This is a genomic window from Lysinibacillus sp. FN11 (assembly GCF_024628845.1).
Lineage (GTDB): Bacteria > Bacillota > Bacilli > Bacillales_A > Planococcaceae > Lysinibacillus > Lysinibacillus capsici.
The window spans coordinates 4,400,516-4,427,053 of the sequence record NZ_CP102383.1 but is presented as its reverse complement, the minus strand read 5'-3'; the positions used below and the strand labels follow the sequence as shown (position 1 = coordinate 4,427,053).

Here is a 26,538-nt window from a genome sequence, read left to right as displayed (position 1 = left end):
TAAAGAGCCTACGCAGCAATTTATTTTGTAATATGACGCATTGTTGGGAACAATAATACATCACGAATTGATGGTGAATTTGTTAGTAGCATAATTAAACGGTCAATACCAATACCTAAACCACCTGTTGGAGGCATACCGTATTCTAATGCTTCAATGAAATCATTGTCCATTTCATGTGCCTCATCATTACCTGCTTCTTTTTCTGCCAATTGTGCTTCAAAGCGTTGGCGTTGGTCGATAGGGTCATTTAACTCAGTGAAAGCATTGGCGTGCTCACGACGAACGATAAATAACTCAAAGCGATCTGTAAAACGCTCGTCCTCTGGATTTTTCTTCGCAAGAGGTGAGATTTCTACCGGGTGACCATATACAAATGTAGGCTGTACAAGCGTCTCTTCTACTTTCTGTTCGAAGAATTCATTGATAATATGACCTACTTCGTGAACATCCTTTACTTCAACTCCATGCTCTTTAGCAAGTGCTTGTGCTTGTTCTTTTGTCATCGGCTGCCAGAAGTCTACACCTGTTGCCTCTTTTACAGCGTCAACCATATGAACTCGTTTCCAGCCTACAGCAAGGTTGATTTCATCTTCACCATATTGAACGGATGTTGTACCAAGAACTTCTTGGGCTACATGTGCAATAAGGTTTTCAGTTAGAGACATGATATCTTGATAATCAGCAAATGCTTCATACAGTTCAATCATTGTAAATTCAGGGTTGTGGCGTGTAGAAATTCCTTCATTACGGAACACACGTCCGATCTCGTAAACTTTCTCTAAACCACCAACTATTAAACGTTTTAAATGCAATTCGATGGCAATTCGCATATATAATTCCATATCAAGGGCATTGTGATGCGTAATAAATGGACGAGCAGCTGCGCCACCAGCAATTGTGTGAAGCATTGGTGTTTCTACTTCTAAGTATCCAGCATTATCTAAGTAATTTCGTATTGCACGAATAATTTTCGAACGCGTGATAAATGTCTTTTTGCTATCTTCGTTTGTCATTAAATCTAGATAACGTTGGCGATAACGTTGCTCAACATCCTGCAAGCCGTGGAATTTCTCTGGCATAGGACGTAGCGCTTTTGTAAGGAATGTGAATTCCTCAGCCTTTACAGAAAGTTCTCCCACTTGTGTACGGAACACGTTACCACGCACACCAACGATATCTCCTAAATCAGCTTGTTTAAATAATTCATACGCTTCTTCGCCTACATGATCTTGACGAACATAAATTTGTATTTGACCATTTAAATCTTGAATATGTGCAAAGCCAGCTTTTCCTTTACCACGTTTCGTCATAATACGGCCCGCAATAATTACCTCTTGAAGGTTTTCCTCAAGCTGTTCTTTTGTTTGATCTGCAAATTGCTCACGTACTTCTGTTGATAAATGTGTACGCTCAAAACGGCTTCCAAATGGATCTTGTCCATTTTCTAGTATCGTTGTCATCTTTTGGCGTCTCACCAATAGTTGATCATTTAATTCTTCTATATTTGACACTTGTTTCACTCCTTAAGTAAATTGTCCGCGTTTACGTCCATAATATTTCTATTGTACACAATTTCAGTGCTGTAATCATCTGTTTCAATTTATTTTCAATCCAATGCAAAATAATTAATAATTCTAAAAATTAAAGGTGTTGCTGAAAAGGCGCCTCTATCAAATTATAGAGACGCCCATAATAAAAACTATATAATTAATTCTTTGACTTCTGGAACAATCAATTTAGTTTCGCTTTCTTCATACTCCTGTACAAGACTATTTAATAGTACTCGAAGTTCTGCCGCCGTTTCTGTTTGGTTAATAGCATTGCGGGCCTTACCATTGCCACGGATTCCTTTTAAATACCATGATGCATGCTTACGCATTTCCCGTACTGCAATTCCTTCTCCCTTTAATTGAAGAAGTCGTTCAAAGTGTAGTAAACATACGTCCATTTTTTCTCGTACACTTGGCTCTTCTTTTAATTCACCAGTTGCTAGGTATTGAACCGTACGATAGATCATCCATGGATTACCTAAAGCAGCACGTCCAATCATTACTGCATCTACACCTGTAGTTTCCAGCATACGTTTAGCATCTTGGGGTGTTTCCACGTCACCATTACCTAGCACAGGAATGCTGACATTTTCCTTCACTTGACGAATGTAATCCCAGTTCGCTTTACCTTCATACATTTGTACACGTGTACGACCATGAACTGCTACTGCAGCTGCACCTGCACGCTCAACAGCTTGAGCGTTTTCAATTGCAAAGATATGTTCTTCATCCCAACCAATACGCATTTTTACGCTAACAGGCTTTTTAACAGCATCCACAACAGCCGCTACCATCTCATATACTTTATTAGGATCAAGTAGTAAACGTGCTCCCGCTTCACATTTTATAATTTTATTAACAGGACACCCCATGTTGATATCAATAATATCAGCAGTCGTATTTTCATCCACATATTTCGCTGCTTCCACTAAGGTTTCTTTATCTCCACCAAAGATTTGCAATGAAAGAGGATTTTCACGTTCATCGATATAAAGCATACCTAATGTTTTTTCATTTTTTTGGACAATGCCCTTATCACTAATCATTTCAGCGTATACGAGACCTGCCCCAAACTCCTTAACCGTTAATCGGAAAGCAGAGTTACAAATCCCAGCCATTGGCGCTAATACTACTCGGTTGTCCATGACAATATCGCCAATTTGAAATGGCTTCTCTGTTGACTGACCCAACGTTTTTCTTCCTCCTCTATAGGCTTTACCTATTTTCTCTATCTATCGTTAATGCTATACGCTGATAATTCATTCCTATACAAATACTTAATTTACCGCTGACGGCTCATTAAAGTGGTTCCAGAAGATTACGCCTTCCTTTTCACAATCCATTTGCTGTAACAGATCATGCGCTTGTTGTAGCTGTTCATCGAATGGTGATGGTGTAATCTCTACAAGTGGTACTAGGACGAACGCTCGCTCGTACATTCTTGGATGAGGAACAATTAAATTCTCCGTTTCAATATTCTCTTGATTGTAAAGTAAAATGTCAAGATCAATAACTCTTGGGCCCCAGCGGAATTCTCTTACACGCCCTAATTCCCGTTCGATTTCTTGGCAAATATTCAACATCTCAACAGACGATATAGCTGTTTTTAGATGAACAGCTATATTTAAAAAATCTGCCTGATCCGTATAACCTACAGCAGCTGTCTCAAAGACAGATGAAACACGAATCAACTCTAGTTCCTTCTTTTCCTTTAAAAGGTCTACTGCGTGCTGAAGATTCTCATATCTCTCCCCCATATTTGTTCCGATAGATAAATAGACATCCTTCATTAGAAAACACCCCTCGTAACCTCAACAGAGACTTCTTTATAATAGCCATGAATAGGGGGGTCTGGTTTAATGAGCTCTACACGAACTCCTTTTACTTTATCAGGATAGCTTGCTAAAATCACATTTGCTATTTTCACAACAAGAGCCTCAATAAGCTTAAACGGTTCGCCCTCTACAATATCCCTACATAACGCATATACCTCTGCATAATTAACGGTATAAGAAAGATCATCCGTTTCACCAGCTTTTGTCATGTCTACTGCAAGCGAAACATTTGCTCGAAAGCGTTGGCCTAGAGTAGTTTCAGCTGCTAATACACCATGATAACCATAGAACTGCATGTCCTTTAAATGAATATAATCCATCACGCTTCCTCCTTAAACAAACGTTTACCCACTAATACATCCGTCATATACGTTGCCCGCGCCATTTCCTTTACATCATGAACTCTTATCATATGACAACCCTTTTCAATTCCATAAACCACTGTTGCGCTTGTCCCTTCAAGTCGCTCCTCAACAGGTAAGTTCAGGACATTACCAATCATTGATTTACGTGATGTTGCTAATAATACGGGATAGCCCATAGCCACTAAATCCGATAAGTGTTGCATCATAGCTATATTTTGTGCAGTATTTTTAGCAAAGCCGATACCTGGATCTAAGATGATATGATGATCGGGAACTCCCGCTTGCTGTGCAATGGCAATACTTTTTTCTAAATCTGCCTTTGCAGTCGTCCAAAAATCAACACCATAATCCATATTTTCACGATTATGCATTAAAATGATCGGAACATGTAAGTCTGCAGCAACCTGAGCAATTTCTGGTTCTGCCTTTGCTCCCCAAATATCATTGATGATGTGTGCGCCCGCTTCAATTGCGGCACGCGCCACACTTGCTTTATACGTATCAACTGAAATAATGACCTTTACTTCCTGTGCTAACGCTTGAATAACAGGCACGATGCGTGCAATTTCATCTTCATCTGAAATTCGTTCGTACCCAGGACGTGTAGACTCTCCACCTACATCGATAATTTTTGCTCCTTCAGCCACCATTTTTTTTGCTTGAGTAACAGCAGCCTCCACATTGTTATACTTTCCTCCATCAGAGAAGGAGTCCGGTGTAACATTTAGAATCCCCATAACAAATGTTTCTTGTCTATAGTCTAATGTAATACCATTAATCGTTAATGGTTTCGTATATTTTTCTAGCATGTAAACGCTCCTTCTATCCTCGTTCCACTTCTTGAACAAATGCGCTATGCAAAATGGAATAAATAGGTCCTTTATTGCCTAAAAATGGCTGGTTCTCCAAGCTACTAATAGGCACAAGTTCTTGTACTGAATTGGTAATGAAGCATTCCGTACTTTGTAGTAAATCCTCTTTTGTATAAAAGCCTTCCTGTACGTCAAGGTTTAGCGCACTAGCCTTTTCTATAACCCATGCACGAATAATTCCTGGTAAAATACCTGTCTCCAAGGAAGGCGTATATAGTATATCATTTTTTATCCAAAATATATTTGATGTCACACCTTCAGCTACATAGCCTGATTCTGTTAAAAAGAAACCTTCTTGTTGGGCCAGTGATGGCATTTCAAAGCGACCAAGCACGTTATTGCCGTAATGGTGCGATTTAACACGAAAGGCTTGTTCAGGTGTATTGCGTGGTATGGTAAGCCATTGTGCAAACTTTTCAGTACCACGCGGTGTGTCTTGAAGTTCCTTGCGAAAAATGATGATATTAGGTTGTCTATATTCTGTTGGCTGTAATCCAATATTATGTTCACCCGCAGATACATTTAAACGGAAGTAACCATCCTGACCGCCAGCAAGTTGATTTAGTTGTTGCACAGCCTCAAGTAATACACTTTCAGGATAGTTTAAAAAAATGTGATATTGTGATAAAGCATGCTGTAATCTTTCCATATGTGCTTCCCAGTAAAATACCTGACCACCATATGTTCGGAACGTTTCAAAAAATCCTAATCCATATAAAAATCCATGATCAAATGGCGAAATTCTCAGATCCTGGGCCGCCATATAGTTTCCGTTCATCCAGCACTGCATCTATTTCACTCCTTCTACATACATTTCTATAAATTGGCGAAGTAGTTGTTTCCCTTGCTCGGTCATAATGGATTCCGGATGATATTGTACACCCTCAATAGGATATTCCTTATGACGTAAACCCATAATTTCTCCTTCTTCTGTCCAAGCTGTTACTTCTAGACACGCTGGTAATGTCTCCTTATCGACAATAAGAGAATGATAGCGAGTTGCTTGGAATGGATTTGGCATGCCTTTATGCAAACCTACTTCAGCATGCAGCACGGGTGATGTCTTCCCATGCATTAAACGTTCCGCTTGTATAACATGACCACCAAACACTTGTGCAAGTGCCTGATGTCCAAGACAAACCCCTAAAATCGGAATATTTCCCGCGAAATATTTAATAATGTTCAGGCTTTCCCCTGCCTCATTTGGACTACATGGCCCTGGAGAAATAACAATCATATCTGGCGCAAGTTGTTCTATTTCTTCTACTGTAATAACATCATTACGTTTTACTACTATGTCATGACCAAATTCGCCCAAATATTGGACGATGTTATAAATAAATGAATCGTAGTTATCGATCATTAAAATCATTTTACTCGCTCCTCTGCCATTGCCTTTGCCTGCCACATTGCCTTCGCTTTATTTAAAGATTCCTGATACTCTCTTTCCGGAACAGAGTCAATGACAATACCTGCTCCAGCTTGAATATGGGCAACCCCATCTTTTACAAACGCTGTACGGATTACAATATTAAACTCCATATCACCTGTAAAGCCTAGCCAACCGATCGAGCCTGTATATAAACCACGTCTTACAGGCTCCAATTCTTCAATAATTTCCATAGTGCGGATTTTTGGTGCTCCTGTAATTGTGCCACCTGGGAACATCGCACGAATAACGTCTGCATTCGTTTTCCCTTCTGCTATTTCTCCACGCACATTCGAAACGATATGCATAACATGTGAATAGCGCTCAATAACCATAAACTCATCCACTTTCACTGTTCCATAGGTGGATACACGTCCTAAATCATTGCGCTCTAAATCCACTAACATCACATGCTCAGCACGTTCTTTATCATTATCAATTAATTCTTGAGCCAATGCTAAATCTTCCTCTTCGGACTTTCCTCTTGGTCGAGTGCCAGCTATTGGTCTCGTCGACAACTCATTGCCTTGACGCTTGACTAGTAACTCTGGCGATCCAGAAACAACAGAGAAATCAGGTGCTTCAATATAAGCCATATATGGTGACGGATTAAACGCTCGTAGTGCCTCATAGACATCTAGTGCAGTTGCATTGAGTTTCTTAGACTGACGCACAGATAAATTCACCTGAAAGACATCACCTTGCGCGATATACGTTTGGATTTTTTTAACCGCTGCCTCGAAATCGTCGCCTGCAAATGAAACAAGCAACTCATTTTCATCATTCTTAACTTCTATAGCGGTTGTTTTCTCAAATTTGCGCGCGTCTAATCCAGCCTGTGCTGCAACCTGCCAGATGTTAGCCCATTCTTCCAAGTTAACCTCATTCTCTTCTAACTTCATAAGTGTCACGGTATTCGTTTTCACATCATGTACGGCCCAGCAATCAAAGATATAATAATAGATATCTGGCACTTGTAAATCATCTGTTGCTGTATTAGGAAGCTCCTCAATTTTACGAGCATAATCATACGACACAAATCCAATAGCCCCTCCCTGAAAAACAGGTAGCTCTCCATTATAAGAAACCTGATATTCCGCCACAAGCTCTTCCAGTAAGTCGAGGGGCTCACCTTGTAAAACTTCCTGTCTGCCATTTCTCCAATTGACCAAAAGCCCACCCTCTACTGATCGTGCGGTAGCTAATGGATTCCACGCAGCTATTGAAAAATGTCCACCACGTCCACTTTCTAAAAACACATGCGCTTGCTGAGTCTCTGTCTGCCTTTTATAGCTATAAAAAAATGAATCTGCATCCATCGTTAATGTTTTTGTAAGTATTGTTTTCAAGTTTATTTTCCCCTTTAAACATATGCTGTGATTCCATCTTAACTTGATTATTACATAGAAGCGAATATTTTTATAATTTTCATAGTGTCCAAGTTTTTGCACTAAAAAAAGGGCCCCTTTATAAAGGAGCCCTTACATAAAAAAATTGAATTAGTCTTCAAATTGATATAAAGGTGTTGATAGATAACGCTCACCATTAGAAGGCACAATAGCAAGGACATTCGAACCCTTACCTAAACGTTTTGCCGCTTCAATTGCAGCATAGATTGCAGCACCAGATGAAATACCACATAGGATTCCTTCTTCACGCGCTACTTTACGTGCTACTTCAAAAGCAACCTCATTTTCAACAGGGAATACTGAAGAATAGACTTCCGTATCTAAAACTGCTGGTACAAATCCAGCGCCAATTCCTTGAATTTTATGAGGCCCTGGTTGACCACCAGAAAGAACTGGTGAATCCTTTGGTTCAACTGCAATGATTTCAATGTTTGGATACTTTTCTTTTAAGACCGCACCAGCACCAGTAATTGTACCACCTGTGCCAACACCAGCTACAAAAGCATCAAGTGTTAGGCCATCAAATGCTTCTACTATTTCTGGGCCTGTTGTTAAACGGTGAATTACCGCGTTCGCAGGATTTGTAAATTGTTGTGGTAGAAAGTAGCCATGTTCTTCAGATAGTTCTTCTGCTTTAGCAATTGCACCTTTCATACCTGCTGGACCAGGCGTTAATACAAGCTCTGCACCGTAAGCACGCAATAAATTACGACGCTCTAAGCTCATTGTTTCTGGCATAACTAAAATGGCTTTATAACCTTTAGCAGCGGCAATCATTGCAAGACCAATACCTGTATTACCAGATGTCGGCTCAATAATTGTACCACCTGGTTTTAATGTCCCGTCTTTTTCGGCAGCTTCGATCATGGCTAAAGCTAGACGGTCTTTCACCGAGCTTCCCGGATTAAAATATTCTAATTTTACATACACAGTACCTTCATTTTCACTTGTTGCATGATTTAATTTTACAATTGGTGTTTTACCAACTAATTCAGCTACCGAGTTTGCTAATCTACTCATTTACTAATCCACTCCCAATCCCTACTATTTTTATAGGTTTTACTTATTTTGTATTTTATCAATTTTTCCATTCGATTGTCAATAAATAAAACTAATATTTTCAGAATATTTATCATTGCTTTGAAAAGGAAAAATCTTATCCTCTGCTAAAGAAAAAGAACCTGCATTTTGGGTAATTCACTACGAATGCCTGTAAGTTTGATCAGACTCATTTTACCCCGCAAAACCTGCAGACTCTTTTCATGTATTATTTTTCTTTTTTAGTCTCTCCATAATACCAAGTAGCATTAAATTCAGACCAAAATGCCTCTGGCGTAACGGATTGTGGTAATTGCTCTAAAGCTAATTCTCGCTCAATATGTTCTTTCACATCGTCATATGTAAAGGATTGTCCTTCTAATACCTCTTGTACTTGAACAATGCCATAATGACCATTATCTAACTTAAAGGCTTTACTTACCTCATTTGCCTTTAGGGATTTTACAGTATTAATAATTGCAGGGTCTATATTTTCCTGATTTTCTGTAAGGAAACCAATATCCCCTCCTAAACTCGCTGAAGCACTATCAACAGAAATTTCTCGTGCCAGCACTGTAAAGTCAGAGCCATTTTTCAATTCACCCAGTGCCTCATCAGCAGCTTTTTTTGAATCGACCTCAATAAAATTCGTACGATAGCTTGTTTTTGTATTATATAAGCCTTGATTTTCCTCATAATACTTTTCAACGTTTTCTTCCTCTATCACTACGTCTTTCGTGAGTACCTTATCCAATATAAGCTGTGACCGAATCTTTTGGCGTAGTTGCTCTGCCGAAAGATTTTGCATGGCTGTATCAAACTTATCTTGAGCTGATCGCATTAACGCTAATTCAAGATCAATTTCTTTATCAGTAACTTTAATTTTATATGTTTTGGCAGCCTTTTCCATTACCGTTTCATTGACTAAATTTTGGAGTGTTTCTTTACCATATCTTTCCTCCATAGCAATCATCCACTCTTGGCGCGTGATAACATCCCCGTCAATGGCAGCGACTTGTTCGTCGCTACCAATTTCCTGACCTTTGTTCGGGATCAACCAACTAATGAACCATAATACATTTCCTAATAATAAAACGGCAATGACAGCTAAAGCAGGCTTTGTCTTTAAACGACGTTGCAATAAAGGAGTTTGGTTTGGTGTTACATTGGTTGAAGGTCGGCGATTACGCGTTGAGCTCATCGATAAACCCTTCTAGCTCATCTTTAGAAAAGCTATATGTCTCTAAGCAGAAGTGACATTGTGCCTCTGCACCGCCGTCTTCATCAATCATTTCTCTAATTTCCGCTGTTCCTAGACCTAAAATTGCCGCACCAAACCGCTCTTTTGAACATTGACATTTAAATTCAACTGGCATGGAATCTAAAATTTGTAGATGTCCATTTCCTAATACAGCTTCTAAAATTTGCTCTGGCGTAAAACCTTTTTCAATCATTTTTGAAACAGGCTCTATTGTAGCAAGGTGTTGCTCAATTTCAGTTATCGTCTCTTCCTCACAGCCTGGCATTAATTGAAGTATAAATCCGCCAGCCGCAAGAATAGTGTTATCTGGATTAACTAATACGCCTAAGCCTACAGATGATGGTACTTGCTCAGATGTAGCAAAATAATAAGTAAAATCTTCAGCAATTTCGCCTGAAACAATTGGTGTTTGTCCTGAAAACATATCTCTTAAACCAAGGTCTTTAACAATTGTAAGAGCACCTTCTGTTCCAACACCTGCTCGAACATCTAGCTTACCTTGCTCGTTTAAATCAAAGTGTACATGAGGGTTTGTCACAAATCCACGCACTTCTCCATGTGCATTACTATCAATTACCATTGGGCCAATTGGACCGTTGCCCTCAATTTTAATAGTGATTTTCTCTTCACCTTTTAGCATGGCTCCCATCATCACAGCCGCTGTCATTGAACGACCTAAAGCTGCTGATACAACTGGCCATGTATCGTGACGGCGTTGCACTTCTCCTACTGTAGCTGTTGTACGTGCTGCAAACACACGAACTTGTCCATTAAATCCTAAACCTCTTACTAAATAATCACTCATAAATGGAATGTCCCTCATTTCCTATTGGTTACGTTTATAGAGCTTATATAAACCCTTTAACGTTAAAAATGGATCTACAACATCTATAATTTGTGTCTCCCCTGCGATTAGATTTGCTAATCCACCTGTAGCAATAACTAATGGCTCCTCTTTACTTTGTGCTTTTATACGATTAACAATGCCCTCAACTTGCCCGACAAAGCCATAAAAAATTCCCGCCTGCATGGCAGAAACGGTCGTTTTCCCCACGATATGTGTAGGTCGAACGATTTCAATACGTGGCAATCTTGCAGCCTGTGTATAAAGAGCCTCTGTAGAAATAGTGATGCCTGGCGCAATAGCTCCACCCATGTAATCACCCTTTTCGTTCAAGTAACAATAGGTTGTTGCTGTCCCAAAATCAACTATGATACAAGGGGCCTTATATAAATCTAGAGCTGCTATGGCATTCACTATTCGATCAGACCCAACCTCACGTGGATTTTCGTATTTAATATTTAAACCTGTTTTCACACCTGGTCCTACTACCAAAGGCTTTTTTCTAAAATACTTCTGGCACATCGACTCTAGTGAAAACATAATTGGTGGCACAACTGAGGATATAATAATGCCTGTTATTTGTTCAAATGAAATGCCTGCATGATTAAAAAATGAAAGAACTTGCATGGCATATTCATCATCTGTTTTATGAAGATCCGTCACCATACGCCAATGGAAGGCTAATTGATCGTTGTCATCATAGACGCCTAATACAATATTTGAATTCCCTGCATCTAAAACTAAAATCAAGAATGACACCTCCCATATCGTCATTGTAACTTTTGCAATCCTCATATTACAACATTCTCTCTAGCTGGAATGAGGATAAAACACTTTAGAAAATGATACCATACTTTTTATCTTGATTCAGCAGATGTTGTTTGTACTACAAGTGATGATAAACACTATATTTTTTGTTAAAAACAATTGTATGTTATCATCCTTCTTTAAAAAGAGGCCCCCCAAATATGGTAGCCTCTCTTACAATCATTTGAAATTAAATTTTTCTGGATCTGGACCACAACGTAGTCCATCGTTCATTGCATCTAACTGTGTCATTTCCTGCTCAGTTAACGTAAAATCAAAAACAGCTAGGTTTTCAACCATACGTGCTGGTGTCATTGTTTTCGGAATCGTGACAACATCATGTTGCACATCATAGCGTAGTACAATCTGTGCAGGCGTTTTGCCATATTTAGATGCTAGCTCTTGAATCAATGCCTCTTCCAGTAGAGAACCATTCATCAACGGAGACCATGCCTCCACCTGTATGCCCTTATCCTTACAGTAGGCACGTACTTCCTCCTGTATTAAGTGCGGATGGAATTCAATTTGATTAATAACAGGGACGACAGTCGTTTCCTTCAAAAGGTTTTCTAAATGGTGTACGTGGAAATTACTAACACCAATCGAACGTACACGACCATCCTGGTAAATCTTTTCTAGTGCTTTATAAACCTCAATATAATTTTGGTCTATGCCAGGCCAATGTACTAAATATAAATCCAAATAGTCTAATCCTATTTTTTCTAGACTGCTGTCATATGCCGCAAGTGTTTCTTCATAGGAAAGTCCATCGTTCCAAACTTTCGATGTTATAAATAATTCTTCACGAGTTACTAAGCCTTCTTCAATGGCTGCTCGTATTCCTCGTCCAACACTTTCTTCGTTGCGATATACTTGTGCTGTATCAATACTACGATAACCTTTTGCTATAGCTGTTTTGACTGCTTCAGCTAGGTCATCTCCTTCGGGTACTCGAAAGACACCATAACCAACCAATGGCATTTTAAGACCATTATTCAATACAACATTTCCCACGCGTATACACTCCTATCTGCTTTGGCTAACATCTCTCTAAATGGCAGAGTTGTATGCAGCTTGTCTTTTTTACTACTCTATCCTAATGCTTATTAATAAGAAAAGGCAAAGAAAAAGACTGCTTACTGAACTAGTAAACAGTCTTCCCTATTTTTAATCACGTTTTTCATCGATACCCTTAGGTGCATCATTCGGTTCTTTACGTTCTTTTGCTAAATCCAAAGTTGTTGGATTTGACTCTTTACTTAGTAGCTCTTTTTCAACAACTGGTTCGCCAATAGTATCTAATGTAGGCTTTGCTTCAATCTTTGGAGTGTTCTCCTCAATTTTTTCTGTAGCCTCAGGTTCTGGTAACACACCATGATCACGTAAATGCTCAATTTCTTGTGCATTTAATGTTTCTTTTTCCATTAGTGTATTGGCAATTAAATCAAGCAGGTGACGTTTTTCCGTAAGAATACGCTTAGTACGCTCATATTGTGTATCAATAATTTTTTGCATTTCTTTATCAATTTCATAGGCTATTGAATCAGAATAGTTCTGGTCAGAATTAAAGTCACGGCCAAGGAATACATTACCACCTTGACTTGAACCAAATTGCATAGCTCCAAGGTTCTCACTCATTCCGTATTCAGTAACCATAGCACGGGCAATGCTTGTAACCTTTTGGAAATCGTTATGTGCTCCCGTAGAAACTTCACCAAGAACAATCTCTTCAGCTACACGACCACCCAGAAGACCTGCAATACGATCTAAAAGCTCTTGCTTTGTCGTAAAGAAACGCTCTTCCTTCGGTAACATAATCGCATATCCACCCGCTTGCCCACGAGGAACAATTGTTACTTTGTGTACTGTATCAGCCTCATCTAGCTCAAGACCAACGACTACGTGGCCAGCTTCATGGAAGGATACAAGTTTCTTCTCTTTCGCAGAATATACGCGACTGGCTTTTGCAGGACCAGCAATTACTCGGTCTGATGCTTCATCAATATCTGCCATATTTATAGTGCGCTTACTTTTTCGAGCAGCTACAAGCGCCGCTTCGTTAAGTAGATTTTCTAAATCCGCACCTGAGAAACCTGGCGTACGTTGAGCAACAGCTGCTAAATCAACTGTATCTGCTAAAGGCTTATTACGTGCATGTACTTTAAGAATTGCCTCACGTCCTTTTACATCAGGATGCCCTACTGTAATTTGACGGTCAAAACGACCTGGACGTAATAATGCTTTATCTAAAATATCAGGGCGGTTTGTTGCGGCAATGATAATAATTCCTTCATTGGCACCGAAACCATCCATTTCAACTAATAACTGGTTTAATGTTTGTTCACGCTCATCATGGCCTCCACCAAGACCAGCACCACGTTGACGACCTACTGCATCAATCTCATCGATAAAGATGATACATGGAGCATTTTTCTTAGCATTTTCAAATAGATCTCGAACACGTGAAGCCCCAACACCGACAAACATTTCTACGAAGTCAGAACCTGAGATAGAGAAGAATGGAACACCTGCTTCACCAGCTACTGCTCGTGCAAGTAATGTTTTACCTGTACCTGGAGGACCTACAAGTAAGATACCCTTTGGAATACGGGCACCAATTTCAGTGAACTTGCGATGGTCTTTTAAGAATTCTACCACCTCAACAAGCTCTGCTTTCTCTTCATCAGCACCTGCTACATCTGTAAAACGTACTTTTTTCTTCTGATCATCATACAGTTTAGCTTTACTTTTACCAAAGCTCATCACTTTATTACCGCCACCTTGAGATTGACTCATTAGGAAGAAGAATAAGAAAATGATGATAATGAAAGGAATAATTCCTGTAAAGAATTGAATCCATCCACTTGTTTCTGGTGCTGCTAAAAAACTAATATTACTATTTTTATCCTTAGCAGCCTCATCGATGCGGTCCATTAAAGATTGGTTTTCACGAGGGATGTTTGTAGTAAAGCTTTCCCCTTTTTCATACCCCTTCAGTGTTCCTTCAACGACGTAAACTGATTTATCAGGTTGAATTGTAGCACTTGTTATTTCTTTCTTATCTAGAGCTTCTTGAAACTCATGATAAGTTAATTCTTTCGTTGGGGAATTTCCACCATTGAAAGTACCAAAAATACCGATAATCACTAGGAAAATCAGTAAATAGAATATGGTATATCGAAATATTCGATTCATCTCCAGCCTCCTCATTACAAACAGAAAAATTATAAGTAAAATCTTAACATATCATGATTTCATCATACAACGAAAAGCCCTACTTAAAAAATGTTTCGTTCACCTATTGCCGTTATCACAACAGTTTTTAGGCCATCTTTATATGTCCCAGCGTAATTGTACCTGTTCCTCGGGCTCGATATAGCTAAACATTGTGTCAAGATTTTGAATTATGTTAAACATAACTAAAAATACGTGACCTGCGCTGGAGACCTTTACTTTTTATAGCTGGTCTTTTGTATCTTAGAAAGAATATACCTCAGGCTTTAAAATACCAATATAAGGTAAGTTACGATATTTTTCAGCGTAATCTAAGCCATATCCTACAACAAAGCCATCTGGCACTTCGAAACCAACATAGTCAGCAGACAAATTCACCTTCCGACCTGATGGTTTATCAAGTAATGTAACAATTTTAATGGACTTTGCTTTGCGATATTTAAATAAATCTACTAGATAGCTTAAAGTTAAACCACTATCAATAATGTCCTCGATAATTAATACGTCACGTCCCTCAACGCTTGTATTCAAATCCTTTAAAATCTTAACTTCACCAGATGACACGGTAGCATTACCGTAGCTAGACACATCCATAAAATCAAGTTCGATGAAAGAATCGAATCGTTTCATGAGGTCTGTCATAAATGGCATTGCCCCTTTCAGTACGCCAACAGCTAATGGAAATGCATCTTTGTATTCCTCTGTTAATTGCGCGCCTAAGTCTGCAATTCTTTCTTGCAATTGTTCTTCTGTAATCATAATTTTTTCGATGTCGTTTTGTAACATATCGATTCCTCCTCGTGATGTATCAAAAAATCTTCACCCTATTTCGGTGAAATATTTTACAAAGACCTTAGTCTACGATGAGCACTGTATCATCGTTTGGTTGCGGAGTGGTTGAAAAAAATATTCCCATACGCACACCAATTACCGCTACCACCTCATCAGATTGAGAAATCAGTAACGGCCAGCTATTTCGCTCATTTAAAGGAATCTTTTCATCTATAAAAAGGCGAGATAAGCGTTTTGGCTGATCCATTCCTTTTAACAGCATTCTATCTCCATCCCTGCGTGCCCGAACATAGAGCGGTAGGTGGAGTTTGCTAGCGTTAAAATAAAAAAGTTGTGCAGTATCCGTCAGCAATTCAGACGATAAATCATGCAAATTGACTACGCGTAAGCGCTCACCATTTGTCAGTGTTGTCCAGCCATTAGCAGTCGAAATAACCTGTTTCTCAGGAGAAGCTAGGCCTTCTAACGGCTCCTTTTTCTGAATCGTTAAATTTCCATAACGGCGAACTGCTAGAAAATCTTCAGGTAAGTGAATTTCAGCATACCCTGCTGTTGTATCACAAAGCTTTAAAATTGAAGTCAATAAGGCATAACTTTGTATCGTATTTGAATCTTTGTAAAGATAGTTTAATAGTATTAAAATGAGCCTCCTTTGTAAAGCAAGTGGTACCAATTGAAATGCCTCAATTTCCATGCGATATGTATTTTCATTATTTCTTATGATGATTTGGGAAAATACATCTTGGGCCAATGTCATTAAAAAGGTATCGTCTTCTTGCAATTGCTTTGTGAAATGGGTCACCTGTTCAGTCACTCGCGGATTCTCTGCCTGCAGTAAAGGCACTACATGATGTCTAAAACGATTACGTACATAGGTATCTTTAGAATTGCTAGCATCTTCTCGATAATCTAAACCTTTTCTAAGTAAATATTCCCCTATTTCAGACTTTGTAACCGTTAAAAACGGACGAATTAATGATTTTCCTCCAAAAATTCTTTGAGGACGTATGCCCTGCATGCTATTCATTGTTGCATTTTTTGTAAGGGCCATTAATACTGACTCCAGTTGGTCATCCGCATGATGTGCAGTTACAAGCTTATTAGCATTTGTTTTTTGCAGAATTTCTTTGAAAAATTGATACCTTTCCCTACGACAAATTAGCTGTGTATTCCCGTTCTCCTGTGCCAATATTGTAGGTATAGGAATTTCCTTGGCATGTAAGTAAACACTATTAGCGTCACAATATTTTTGAACAAAAGCCCTATCCTCAGAAGAGGCTTCTCCTCTCAACATATGATCAACATGTACGGCTTCTACCTGAATGTTCCACTGCTCCTGTGTTTGAATAAAGTAATGAAGTAAAGCCATAGAATCTACCCCACCCGAAACGGCGATGAGAAGATGGTCGCCTTGCTGTAATAATTGCTCTTCTTCTATAAATGCTTTGACCTTTAATTCAAATGACAAACGCTTCTCCTCCCCTTTTCGTTGTTAGTTTAAGATGATTTACTCATTGAATACTGAGCTGGTCTAAAGACAGCCCATGTCGGTACAACATGTGTCACCTCTAACATTAATACTGTACAATCATCTTCTATTTCAAAATAACCTTGGAATGATTGCATAATGGTTGTTAGTTTTTCTTGAATCGTTTTATTTGTACTTGCTACCTGCTGTGCGAAAGCTAAAAATGTTTCCTCTTGTTCATCCCAATCAGCTACACTTGAGAACAGTCCATCTGAATGCATTAAAATAACATCACCTGCCTTCAGTTTTCTTTTTTCAGCTTCGACTGCTGAAATAGATAAGAATCCTACAGGTGCTGCATTACTTTCAACTTTCAGTACCTCTTTTCCACGCAAAATGTAGGTTGACATTCCACCCGCCTTCCACGACCACAAATCTCCGTGCTGTAAATCGACAAGTGCAAAATCAAGCGTTGCATACATATCATCTTGCTGCTTTAATGCCATGACATAATGGAGCGTATGCATCGCCGTTTCTGGATTCATATTGTAATTTAGACACTCTCGCATTAAATGAATCAATTTTCTACTTTCATGTTGTGCTTCTTTACTTTGCCCCATACCATCAGACAGCAATATCGCAAATAATCCTGGATGCAATTGGAAAAGGGCGTGAGAATCACCCGAATATAGTGTTGCATCTTTAGACATGCTATATATATCATACTCTACTTCAAAGCTAATAGCTGATCTAAAGCAAATTTGAACATGACGAAATGGTATTTCACAGGCTACTACTTTTTCAATTTCAAAAGGTTCATCAAAAATTTCATAAAGAATCGGCAAAATCATACGTTCAGCTAATGTCGTATCTTTCTCCCAGTTGACACGTGCTGGTGCTAAGGCACAAACAATCTTTCTTGCCCCAGGCTTGTTGCTTAGGACATCAAGTTGAAAACATTCAATATTGGCTTCCTTTAAGCGTTCAACAATGTCCTTCTCAACACTTACAAAAGAAATTGTATCTTCCTTCATCTCAGCAATTAACTGATTTAAATGATTGCTCATATCGCGCAGTTGAAGGGCAATCATTTTTTTACCATGGAAATACTGCCCGTTGATTCGTTCTCTATAAAGTTCTGTATCTAATTCCTCGAAGATTTTCGTGGACTTCACACATTTATAGCGTATTTGTTCTTCAACACGATGAATAGCTGATTCCTTGCCTACTCCTTTCATATGAAACCAATCTGTCATCAGCTTGTCCATACCATTATTTTGCGCACCCCAGCAATGATCATAACGGAAACAACTTAAACAAGTATTCATTGGTGCTACTTCCTTCGCCGCTTCAACGGGTGCTGTCATAAAGCGATCAAACACAAGTTCCTTCATGAATTGCACAAAATGCTGAAAGTGCTCTAATTTATATGTTACATGTTCTGTTAACCAATTCTGTCGGGCTAATAAAACCTCTTCTCGTTGTGGAAAGAGCTTGTCCCTTACCTTATCTGAATATTTCTTTGGAATGGTTAGAAATAAAATACTACCAATGGCAATTGAGGTGAAATAAACACTATCCAAGGGCAATGTGGCGTCATAAAATAAAAAAAATACACTAGGTAAAATACTACCAATAGCAACGCCAAATCTACCACCTTTCGCTCCCATACCCGCACATAATCCAGTTAAGGTAGCCACCGAAAGCATACCGGTAAACGAAAGCTTGGCCACACCTATAAGCGTCCCTAGCACTGCTCCAATGACAGTTGCTAAGGGCACACTTCCAACCAATGCGCCAAAACAGATAAAGAGCTGTAGTAAAAAAATAGGGAGTGAAAAATAGCTTATTACAACCGTTTGCATTCCAGTAAGCATGGCTGCAAAGACGACTAATCCTGAACCTAGCTTTTCATATGTCCAATGCGTCGTAAACCATTCATACGAATTAACAAATAATACTTGCATAAACAATGTCATAATAAGAGCTAAAGCTGCTTCACAGCCCACATAAAATTGTACAAGCACTGGTGGTAAACCCTGATACATCACCCCTTGCCACATTATTTGTACCAGTAATACAGCTAAAGACACCGCAATACTTTGGGGCAGTTGCCAGTAACGAAAACGCATAATACATTCATACAGGATAATTTGTAAAGCGAGAATTAGGACTTGTCCAAAGCCCAAGAAAAAGCAACCCGCTAAACTCCCAAATAATACGAATTTGGCATACTCCCTATATTTTGTTCGAATAATGGCCCAAAAAGGAACTGAGAACGGTACAGCCGCTTCAAATACAACAGATTGAGCCAAGAAAAAGGCGGTTAAAAAAAAGAGAGAGCCTATTAGGATCTGCTTCTTTTTCAAACCTATTTTTTGGTCATCTACATTCGTTGTATTATACCATTCAATACTTGTCATTTAACTATCCCCTTTCCGCACTTTTGGTTATTATAAAAAATTATGTGTGGAAAGATTGTCTGACGTTGACAGAAAAAAATATAAATATTTCGACTAATAGCTATTCATAAATACGAGAATTGGCAACAATTTCTATAGCAAGAGGCTTTTGATCAATATAAATATCGGAAAATTCAATTATTTAATCAATATAATAATCACTTACTATTCATCTTAAAGCCTATTTTGAAGGGATTTTACGTACTATTAATGGTTTGATTCAGCTCTTCTCTAGGATATATTTCTACGTAAGAACAAAAAATCCGCTAAAATATTCTTCTATAGTTAAATGTCCTGAAATATCTTTAAATAATTTTTCAAACCTACTTGACACTAGCACGATTGGCTTGTATTATTTAACTTGTTGCTTAAATGACATGCGGAAGTAGTTCAGTGGTAGAACACCACCTTGCCAAGGTGGGGGTCGCGAGTTCGAACCTCGTCTTCCGCTCCATTTCTAAATTTGGCGGCCTAGCTCAGCTGGCTAGAGCGTACGGTTCATACCCGTAAGGTCGGGGGTTCGATCCCCTCGGCCGCCACCATTTAGGCCCGTTGGTCAAGTGGTTAAGACACCGCCCTTTCACGGCGGTAACACGGGTTCGAATCCCGTACGGGTCATATCAAATAGGTATCTCAGAACTAGATTCTGAGATACCTATTTTTAATTTAACCATCTATCTACTTCTTTGCAAATTCTATCCGTCCGCTCAAGTAAAGCTATGTGACAGAATATAAAAGTATGGCATACTAGTAAAAACAGCGTTTTTAGGAGGTTTAATTCCCTTGAGTGCATTAACAAAAGCTGCTTTAATTTGTGGAAGTGGCTCAATGATTATTCTTATTTCAATTCTAATAAACTTACCGTTTTTTGTTCAAATAATCTTATTGCTTGGTGGACTAGCTGTGAGTGTATATGGTGTTGCTTTACTTGTCAAAATGGTTATCCATCCAGTAAAGAAAGAATCCATTAGTCTTACCGATGAAAAAACAATAACACCCACAAAAAAGAAAAAGAGACCTTCTTCTACTTTATAGGTATATTAAAAAAGGGAGTAGCTTTTTAAAAAGCTACTCCCAACTCTATTTCATACACTTTTTCTACGATTAAAACAGTCAGCAAACTACCCTCTTCTAGCTCCGCGACCTCCGCGTTTTGATTCTGTAGCACGTTTAAGTGTTGCTAGACGTTCATCACTATCTTTTAAGAAGCGTGCCATTTTTTGCTCAAAATTTTCTTTTGGCTGGTGGCGTTCGTTGCGATCATTAGAACGATTATCACGACGTGGACGTGCTGGACGCTCTGGTCTTTCAGCTTGAGGCTTTGCTTTACGGATTGAAAGACCAATCTTTCCGTCCGCTTCAACATTCATCACTTTTACTTCAACTTCATCTCCAACTTTTAGATGCTCATTGATATCTTTTACATAATTGTCAGCAACTTCACTAATGTGAACTAAGCCTGTTTTGCCATCTGGCAGCTCAACGAATGCTCCAAAATTTGTGATTCCTGTTACTTTACCTTGTACCTTGCTGCCTACTTCAATTGACATAAAAAAAATGCTCCTCCTTAAAAATTAAGCGACTCTTTTGAGCCATGTAATCAATTTAATCAAACTTTTTACTGCAATAAGCTTCTCTTTTCATTATATATAACAATAAAAGAGTGTCAACAATACATAGCTTTTCAGTCGTCTTTTTTATCTTCCTTATCTGGAATGATGAAAATAATCTCACCTTTTTCCGATAAGTAGTACTCTTTTCTTAATAGCTTTGCGATATATTCATCATCCTGCAATTGTTTGATTTTAAGATTTAATGTATCTTGTTCTTCTTTCAATTCAGTGAGATGCCGATTCGCTTCTTCCTTGGATTTCTCTTTTGCTGCTAATGTTTCATTCTGATGTGACAGCACATTTAAGAGAAGAGCAATAATAATGACTGGTACAATCGCAAAAAAGACAATACGACGCATCTTACGTTTTCGAGCCTGTTGTTTGCGATTTATAGCTCTATCCGTGTTACGGACATAGTCATTATCAAGCTTAGTGAAGTTTTGGGATTCATCATTTGATGAATGACGTCTAGTCATGTCCGCACCTCCGATAATTATTGTTGCTTTTTATTATACTTCAAATATCGTAATTTTTTAAAAAAAGTGTAGGACAAATACGAATAAATTTTGACAAAAGGTCTTATAACAAACATAACAATATTTATTAATAATTGCAAAATTTGTCGAATAATCGTAATTATGAAGCGTACTATGAACCAAAAGGGTCTCCATGTTATATTCACCAAAATTCTAGCAACGAAACGTAAAAAGGTTTGAAAAAATGATTGATACAAAAAAATTCCGGCTATTTGCGCTAGCGGGTCGTAAGCCCGCCAAGCGCCATCTTTTAGCCAAAATAATAAATAGTATGTCAACCCTCCAAGTAGAATCCACGTTATTAACTCAACAACCATCATCCACTTTCGAAGGCTTGACCTTTTTGGAGTTGAAAAAACAATGAGCCTTATACTATCAATTATGAAACCAACTGCTATACCGCTCAAAACCATGACAATTAATTGATAAAATTGTTCACTGACAATCATCCAAATAACTTATGAAGGAAACCTTTCGAGAAGCCACTTTCCTCCTCGTCGTACTGTAAAGTTTTTACAGTTCCTTCAAGTGTCAATAATCCTTTGTCAACATCTAAATGAACGATATGCAGTTCCTCTCCACGGATTAACAAGTGCCCTTGGGACGTCTTAATGAAAAACTCTTCCTGATCAAAGCGTTCAATTGATTTTACAGAAGTCATGTCCATTCTTTTACGATTACGAATCGTTAAAATATGCTCTCCAGATGGAATTGTGTAACGATTACTTTCTTGATGTAGCGTCATTTTTTTCCTCCTTTAGTCGTCCTAGCTTCTGTTCACTTTATGCGGACAACCTTCAAAGAATGACAACTTTATTTAAGTTGTGTAATATTTACACCTACAAAAAGAAAGGCGGGACAACATGAGGAGGGCCAGAAAATAAATTTAGCTTTATTCCTCATCATCAATAAATTCAGGCTCAATCTTTTCAAGTCGTTCTTCTTTCAAAATGGTAAACATTTTTGCTGCATCTTCTTTTTTCACAGTATCACGTATTTCTTCTACACGTGCCGTTACTATTTTTTGACCAAAACGGATAGCAAGCTCATCACCAGCTTTCACTGTACTACTTGCTTTTGCAATCTTTTCATTGATTGTAATACGTCCTTGATCGGCCACTTCTTTGGCTAAAGTACGGCGTTTTATTAAACGTGACACTTTTAAAAACTTATCTAATCTCATAATCTTACTCCTTTTCTAGTTGCTTTGCTTCATTCCAAAATGCATCTAATTGTTCTAATGTAAAATCGGAAAATGGTTTTCCACTTGCCTTTACCTGTTGCTCAACATAGCCAAAACGTCTTGCAAATTTCTCATTTGCATGTAGCATGGCTTCTTCTGGTGATATTTTATAGAAACGTGCTAAGTTTACTAATGTGAACAATACATCGCCAAATTCATCAAGACGGGACGCATTAGAGCCTTTCGTCACCTCATGGCGAAATTCCTGCCATTCCTCGGTAAATTTATCCCAAGCTCCCTCCACATCTGGCCAATCAAATCCCACTTGTGCTGCTCTTTTTTGATAATTGTAGGCTGTTTGTAAAGCAGAAGATGCTCTATACTCTTCGCCTAATAACGGTTTATCGCTAGTTCCCTTTTCTTCAGCCTTGATGGCCTCCCAATTAGCCACAACACCCTCCGCATCTTCTACTGCAACATCCCCAAAAACGTGTGGATGGCGACGAATCATTTTTTCACTAATTGAAGCTAACACATCTTCAAGTGTAAAGTAGCCTTGATCTTCTCCTATTTGTGCATGTAAAAATACTTGTAACAACACATCGCCAAGTTCCTCAATCATGGCAAAATCATCTTCAGCATCAACCGCTGACAAGTATTCATGTGCTTCTTCAAGTAAGTATTTTTTCAACGACTCATGTGTTTGCTTTTGATCCCAAGGACAGCCATTTGGGCCTCTCAGCGTTGCAATGATTTGGCGGAATGTTGTCCAATCTCTTAATGACTCCTCCTGTGATTTTACAGGTGGTACATAGACTGTTGTTAAATTATTTACTTCTACACTTTGATCGAGTTCATAGAGCGGCACTGTGACAATCTGTTCCTGTGAAGATCCAGCCGCTGTCACAACTGTCACAGGATACTCATCATCATATTTCTCCATCAACGTCAGCTTCACTTCTGATGCGCTGAATGTATCGTATACTTGAGCAATCAAGATGTGCTGACGCATGTTAATTTCATGCATTGAAAAGCTAGTACCATCAAGTAATTGAAAGCCTTCAATTGGATCGATTTTTAAGGCACCAAAAATGGGATCTAAGAAACTCTGACCACCTTCAATGACTAGCTCAATTTTCCCTTCATTTGCTGCGGCAATAAGTAATTGCACTGTTTGCTCTGCAACTAATGGGTGCCCTGGCACAGCATACATAACATCCTCAACAGCGGTAGCTTTCATAAGATAATCAGCTATTTCCGCATAAACAGGTTGAAATGTATCGTGTTTTTCATACACATTGTCAAAACTTTCGAATGCCACACCCTCTGCTGCTAATTCCTCTAAAACCGGATGATCCACTGTCCGTACATATAATTTTTTTGCAGCCTTTAATTTTTTATAAACACCCATTTGCAGCTGATTAAAGTCACCTGCACCTAAACCAATAATTGATAATGTATTCAATATTTACACCTACTTCTTTGAATTTAGCCAAAGTTGATAAACGGCCATTCTACGTCCAAACGGCAGTAAATACCATTCTTTTTCTACTAGTACTCTTTTCTTTGCAATAATTGTTAGCATAACAAACGCCCCAATAGATACTGCTGTCAAACCCGCCACCATGGCTATTATACGTGAAGACATCAGGTGATTTAAAAAGGACGATACTAGCTGTAACCATATAAGAACGACGATTGTCATACTGAAAGAGGCTATACCTACCTTTTTATAAAATGCGCCCGAAGCTAATTGAATGCCAGTCAATGTTTTTAAATAAATAATTAGCAAGGTTGCTGATAATAATAATCCTATATCATTAGCGATGGCAGCTCCTAGTACACCTAATCCACCAATTAATCGTACATTTAAAATCATTTTTATTAGAAAACCGATTATAAGAAATAACGCAGGTTTTTTTAATTTCCCATAGCCTTGTAAGATCGCTGTAAATGTAAGGATAATTGACAAAGGGACAATTTGAAATACATAGACAATCAATACCTCCGATAAGGAATTGGTTTTAAAAAGCATTTCATTTAAATAAGGCATAACTAGCATTAAGCCTAGTGCTGCAGACCAGCCGAACAGGACGGATGCTTTGTATGTTAATTGTATGAATGGCACTGCACTCCGTCCCGCTTGTTTTTTCGACAAATGGGCGACAAGTGGCACAATGGCCAACGACAATGAGGATGCAATGACAACACCTAGTTGAACTAACGGTTGTCCTCGATCATAAATCCCTTTCGTTTCCTTCGCTATTGTAGGAGTCATGCCATTATCAATTAATGAAGAATAGATTGTAAATGAATCGACCAATTGATAGCCGAGTAGTAGTAGACCACTCATACTGACACTCAAACTCAGCCATGTGACCTCTTTAATGATAGGTAAACTTGAATTACGATGTAGATGCTGTTTAACTTGCAGTAGACCAAATCGTTTATGCGAGATATAAGCAAGTAATAACAATGCTGTAATTTCTCCAATTACTGTACCGATAACAGCCATTCTTCCTGCACCATAAAGTGATTTCGTCGTTGTCATAATAAGAAAGGTACCTGCTAATATGACAGTTACTCTCACTGTTTGTTCAAGTACTTGGGCATAAGCAATGGGCTCCATAATTGCTCTAGATTGAAAGCTACCTTTTAAAATAGCCAGCGCTGGCATAACCAATACTACTAAGGAGCCTGTACGAATAAGTGGTGCTAATTGAATATCTCCCATCAAATAGGCAATCCTTCCAGCACCTCCAAATAAAATGGCAAAAAACAGTAGTGATAATACCGTTAAATACCTGAAAACTACCTGTGTTATAGTACGACGTCTTTCATCACGTTCTATTGTATCAACAATACAATCATTGTCTGCAAGCATTTTAGAAATGGCTATAGCAAAGCCACTAGATGTCCAAACAACGAAGATTGAAATAACTGGATATACCTGTTGATAGATATAAAAGCCTTCATCACCTACTAGATTTTGAAAAGGCACACGGTAAATGGCACTAAGAACTTTTACAATAAGGGCTGCTATCGTCAATAAGGCGGCACCCTTCATGTAGCTTTTCATACCAAAACGTTGCGACATAAATTGCCCTCTTTCCTTCTTAACAATGCCAATAGTATAGCATATCTCAAAAGTTTGACGTGCAAGGTGGCACTACTGTTCCTATAACGATTCATCTTTATGTACGCAAAAAAGTTATTGTTCAGCCTTAAAGGTCATCGCAATAACTTTTCCATGCATTAACTATTCATTTGTTTTGCTAAGAAGTTTGCAGCTGTTTCCACTACCTTGACTTCTACCTCACCAACAAAGTGTACTTTAGACAAGACGATAATACAGCCAATAGGATCACCATTCACCATTATAGGTGTCGCACAATATGATTTCACTTGCTCATATTGTCCAGGGACAATTTCAATCGTTGTCTCCATTTTTTCAATTTTTGTGGAGCGCTCGTCCATAAAGCTTTCCGCAAAGGACGTAATGCGACGATTTATATATTCCTTTTTCCCAATCCCTGCAACAGCGATTACTTCATCACGGTCAGTGACAAATGCCGGTGTGCCCATTGTTTCATAAAGTGTTTCAACATATTCTCTTGCAAATTCCCCCAAATCATTGATGGGAGAATATTTTTTTAAAATGACTTCGCCTTCACGGTCCGTATAAATTTCAAGCGGGTCGCCTTCACGAATACGTAGCGTCCTACGAATTTCTTTTGGAATAACTACACGCCCTAAATCATCAATACGACGAACAATTCCTGTTGCCTTCATTCTAATGCCTCGCTTTCGCTACAATGAAATTTTTATTCAATGATA

At 38.5% G+C, this 26,538-nt stretch carries 26 protein-coding genes and 3 tRNA genes; 4 read left to right on the top strand and 25 right to left on the bottom strand.

The features are described 5' to 3' along the window. Positions 1-20: 20 nt before the first annotated feature. The 17 genes from lysS to NP781_RS23125 all read right to left on the bottom strand — a co-directional run bounded on the left by lysS (position 21) and on the right by NP781_RS23125 (position 19,330). Positions 21-1,523 (bottom strand): lysine--tRNA ligase, encoded by a 1,503-nt coding sequence (lysS, locus tag NP781_RS23205; protein WP_221683414.1) that lies wholly within the window; start codon positions 1,521-1,523, stop codon positions 21-23. Positions 1,524-1,702: 179 nt separating this feature from the next. Further along, positions 1,703-2,743 (bottom strand): tRNA dihydrouridine synthase DusB, encoded by a 1,041-nt coding sequence (dusB, locus tag NP781_RS23200; RefSeq protein WP_257520914.1) that lies wholly within the window; start codon positions 2,741-2,743, stop codon positions 1,703-1,705. Positions 2,744-2,830: 87 nt separating this feature from the next. After that, a complete protein-coding gene (folK, locus tag NP781_RS23195) occupies positions 2,831-3,343 on the bottom strand; it encodes a 2-amino-4-hydroxy-6-hydroxymethyldihydropteridine diphosphokinase (RefSeq protein WP_054548584.1) in 513 nt (170 codons plus the stop codon). Next, positions 3,343-3,708: a dihydroneopterin aldolase gene (gene folB / locus NP781_RS23190; protein ID WP_221683411.1), complete on the bottom strand. Its 366-nt coding sequence runs from the start codon at positions 3,706-3,708 to the stop codon at positions 3,343-3,345. Before folB ends, folK begins: the two co-directional genes overlap by 1 nt. Continuing rightward, entirely contained in the window at positions 3,708-4,562 is an 855-nt protein-coding gene (folP, locus tag NP781_RS23185) for a dihydropteroate synthase (RefSeq protein WP_221683410.1), read from the bottom strand. The genes folB and folP overlap by 1 nt, the downstream gene beginning before the upstream one ends. 13 nt (positions 4,563-4,575) lie before the next feature. Next, complete coding sequence (gene pabC / locus NP781_RS23180) at positions 4,576-5,415, bottom strand: aminodeoxychorismate lyase (protein WP_257520913.1); 840 nt, start codon at positions 5,413-5,415, stop codon at positions 4,576-4,578. Further along, a complete protein-coding gene (pabA, locus tag NP781_RS23175; protein WP_202342947.1) occupies positions 5,416-5,997 on the bottom strand; it encodes an aminodeoxychorismate/anthranilate synthase component II in 582 nt (193 codons plus the stop codon). It abuts the gene before it with no gap. Next, the gene (gene pabB, locus NP781_RS23170) at positions 5,994-7,403 is read right to left on the bottom strand and encodes an aminodeoxychorismate synthase, component I (protein WP_373880530.1); all 1,410 of its coding nucleotides are present in this window, start codon (positions 7,401-7,403) and stop codon (positions 5,994-5,996) included. The genes pabA and pabB overlap by 4 nt, the downstream gene beginning before the upstream one ends. A 150-nt stretch (positions 7,404-7,553) precedes the next feature. Further along, positions 7,554-8,483: a cysteine synthase A gene (cysK, locus tag NP781_RS23165; protein WP_004229133.1), complete on the bottom strand. Its 930-nt coding sequence runs from the start codon at positions 8,481-8,483 to the stop codon at positions 7,554-7,556. A 247-nt stretch (positions 8,484-8,730) separates the two neighbouring features. Continuing rightward, positions 8,731-9,702, bottom strand: a complete 972-nt coding sequence (locus tag NP781_RS23160) for a peptidyl-prolyl cis-trans isomerase (RefSeq protein WP_221683406.1) — start codon at positions 9,700-9,702, stop codon at positions 8,731-8,733. After that, complete coding sequence (gene hslO, locus NP781_RS23155; RefSeq protein WP_009373570.1) at positions 9,686-10,567, bottom strand: Hsp33 family molecular chaperone HslO; 882 nt, start codon at positions 10,565-10,567, stop codon at positions 9,686-9,688. The genes NP781_RS23160 and hslO overlap by 17 nt, the downstream gene beginning before the upstream one ends. A 21-nt stretch (positions 10,568-10,588) precedes the next feature. Then, positions 10,589-11,356: a type III pantothenate kinase gene (locus NP781_RS23150; protein WP_257520912.1), complete on the bottom strand. Its 768-nt coding sequence runs from the start codon at positions 11,354-11,356 to the stop codon at positions 10,589-10,591. A gap of 237 nt (positions 11,357-11,593) precedes the next feature. Next, entirely contained in the window at positions 11,594-12,427 is an 834-nt protein-coding gene (locus NP781_RS23145) for an aldo/keto reductase (protein ID WP_306828952.1), read from the bottom strand. 153 nt (positions 12,428-12,580) lie between these two features. Beyond that, positions 12,581-14,608, bottom strand: coding sequence for an ATP-dependent zinc metalloprotease FtsH (ftsH, locus tag NP781_RS23140; protein ID WP_221683403.1), 2,028 nt, complete (start codon positions 14,606-14,608; stop codon positions 12,581-12,583). Positions 14,609-14,890: 282 nt separating this feature from the next. Next, positions 14,891-15,433, bottom strand: a complete 543-nt coding sequence (gene hpt, locus NP781_RS23135) for a hypoxanthine phosphoribosyltransferase (RefSeq protein ID WP_004229145.1) — start codon at positions 15,431-15,433, stop codon at positions 14,891-14,893. Between the two features lie 67 nt (positions 15,434-15,500). After that, positions 15,501-16,907, bottom strand: a complete 1,407-nt coding sequence (gene tilS / locus NP781_RS23130) for a tRNA lysidine(34) synthetase TilS (protein WP_221683402.1) — start codon at positions 16,905-16,907, stop codon at positions 15,501-15,503. A 29-nt stretch (positions 16,908-16,936) separates the two neighbouring features. Next, positions 16,937-19,330 (bottom strand): SpoIIE family protein phosphatase, encoded by a 2,394-nt coding sequence (locus NP781_RS23125; RefSeq protein WP_048395327.1) that lies wholly within the window; start codon positions 19,328-19,330, stop codon positions 16,937-16,939. A 418-nt stretch (positions 19,331-19,748) separates the two neighbouring features. Here NP781_RS23125 and NP781_RS23120 point away from each other — a divergent pair. The 4 genes from NP781_RS23120 to NP781_RS23105 all read left to right on the top strand — a co-directional run bounded on the left by NP781_RS23120 (position 19,749) and on the right by NP781_RS23105 (position 20,404). Further along, a tRNA-Gly gene (locus NP781_RS23120) sits at positions 19,749-19,823 on the top strand. An 11-nt stretch (positions 19,824-19,834) separates the two neighbouring features. Beyond that, a tRNA-Met gene (locus tag NP781_RS23115) sits at positions 19,835-19,911 on the top strand. A gap of 4 nt (positions 19,912-19,915) precedes the next feature. After that, positions 19,916-19,987 (top strand) — tRNA-Glu (locus NP781_RS23110). Positions 19,988-20,152: 165 nt separating this feature from the next. After that, positions 20,153-20,404 carry a hypothetical protein gene (locus NP781_RS23105; RefSeq protein WP_202342951.1) on the top strand — a complete coding sequence of 84 codons (252 nt, stop codon included), beginning with the start codon at positions 20,153-20,155 and terminating at the stop codon, positions 20,402-20,404. 86 nt (positions 20,405-20,490) lie between these two features. Here NP781_RS23105 and NP781_RS23100 read toward each other — a convergent pair whose 3' ends face one another. The 8 genes from NP781_RS23100 to spoVT form a co-directional block, all read right to left on the bottom strand. Beyond that, on the bottom strand, positions 20,491-20,919 hold the full coding sequence (locus tag NP781_RS23100) for a S1 domain-containing RNA-binding protein (RefSeq protein WP_004229154.1): 429 nt from the start codon (positions 20,917-20,919) through the stop codon (positions 20,491-20,493). A gap of 134 nt (positions 20,920-21,053) precedes the next feature. Continuing rightward, positions 21,054-21,458, bottom strand: coding sequence for an FtsB family cell division protein (locus tag NP781_RS23095; protein ID WP_048395333.1), 405 nt, complete (start codon positions 21,456-21,458; stop codon positions 21,054-21,056). Positions 21,459-21,475: 17 nt separating this feature from the next. Continuing rightward, a complete protein-coding gene (yabQ, locus tag NP781_RS23090; protein WP_131522610.1) occupies positions 21,476-21,967 on the bottom strand; it encodes a spore cortex biosynthesis protein YabQ in 492 nt (163 codons plus the stop codon). Continuing rightward, positions 21,964-22,263: a sporulation protein YabP gene (gene yabP / locus NP781_RS23085; protein WP_004229167.1), complete on the bottom strand. Its 300-nt coding sequence runs from the start codon at positions 22,261-22,263 to the stop codon at positions 21,964-21,966. The genes yabQ and yabP overlap by 4 nt, the downstream gene beginning before the upstream one ends. A gap of 147 nt (positions 22,264-22,410) precedes the next feature. After that, positions 22,411-22,701 (bottom strand): RNA-binding S4 domain-containing protein, encoded by a 291-nt coding sequence (locus tag NP781_RS23080; protein WP_004229169.1) that lies wholly within the window; start codon positions 22,699-22,701, stop codon positions 22,411-22,413. Between the two features lie 4 nt (positions 22,702-22,705). Beyond that, positions 22,706-24,166 carry a bifunctional methyltransferase/pyrophosphohydrolase YabN gene (gene mazG, locus NP781_RS23075; protein ID WP_257520911.1) on the bottom strand — a complete coding sequence of 487 codons (1,461 nt, stop codon included), beginning with the start codon at positions 24,164-24,166 and terminating at the stop codon, positions 22,706-22,708. Positions 24,167-24,175: 9 nt separating this feature from the next. After that, on the bottom strand, positions 24,176-25,798 hold the full coding sequence (locus tag NP781_RS23070) for a putative polysaccharide biosynthesis protein (RefSeq protein WP_257520910.1): 1,623 nt from the start codon (positions 25,796-25,798) through the stop codon (positions 24,176-24,178). 158 nt (positions 25,799-25,956) lie between these two features. Then, positions 25,957-26,493: a stage V sporulation protein T gene (spoVT, locus tag NP781_RS23065; protein ID WP_004229174.1), complete on the bottom strand. Its 537-nt coding sequence runs from the start codon at positions 26,491-26,493 to the stop codon at positions 25,957-25,959. Positions 26,494-26,538 lie beyond the last annotated feature (45 nt).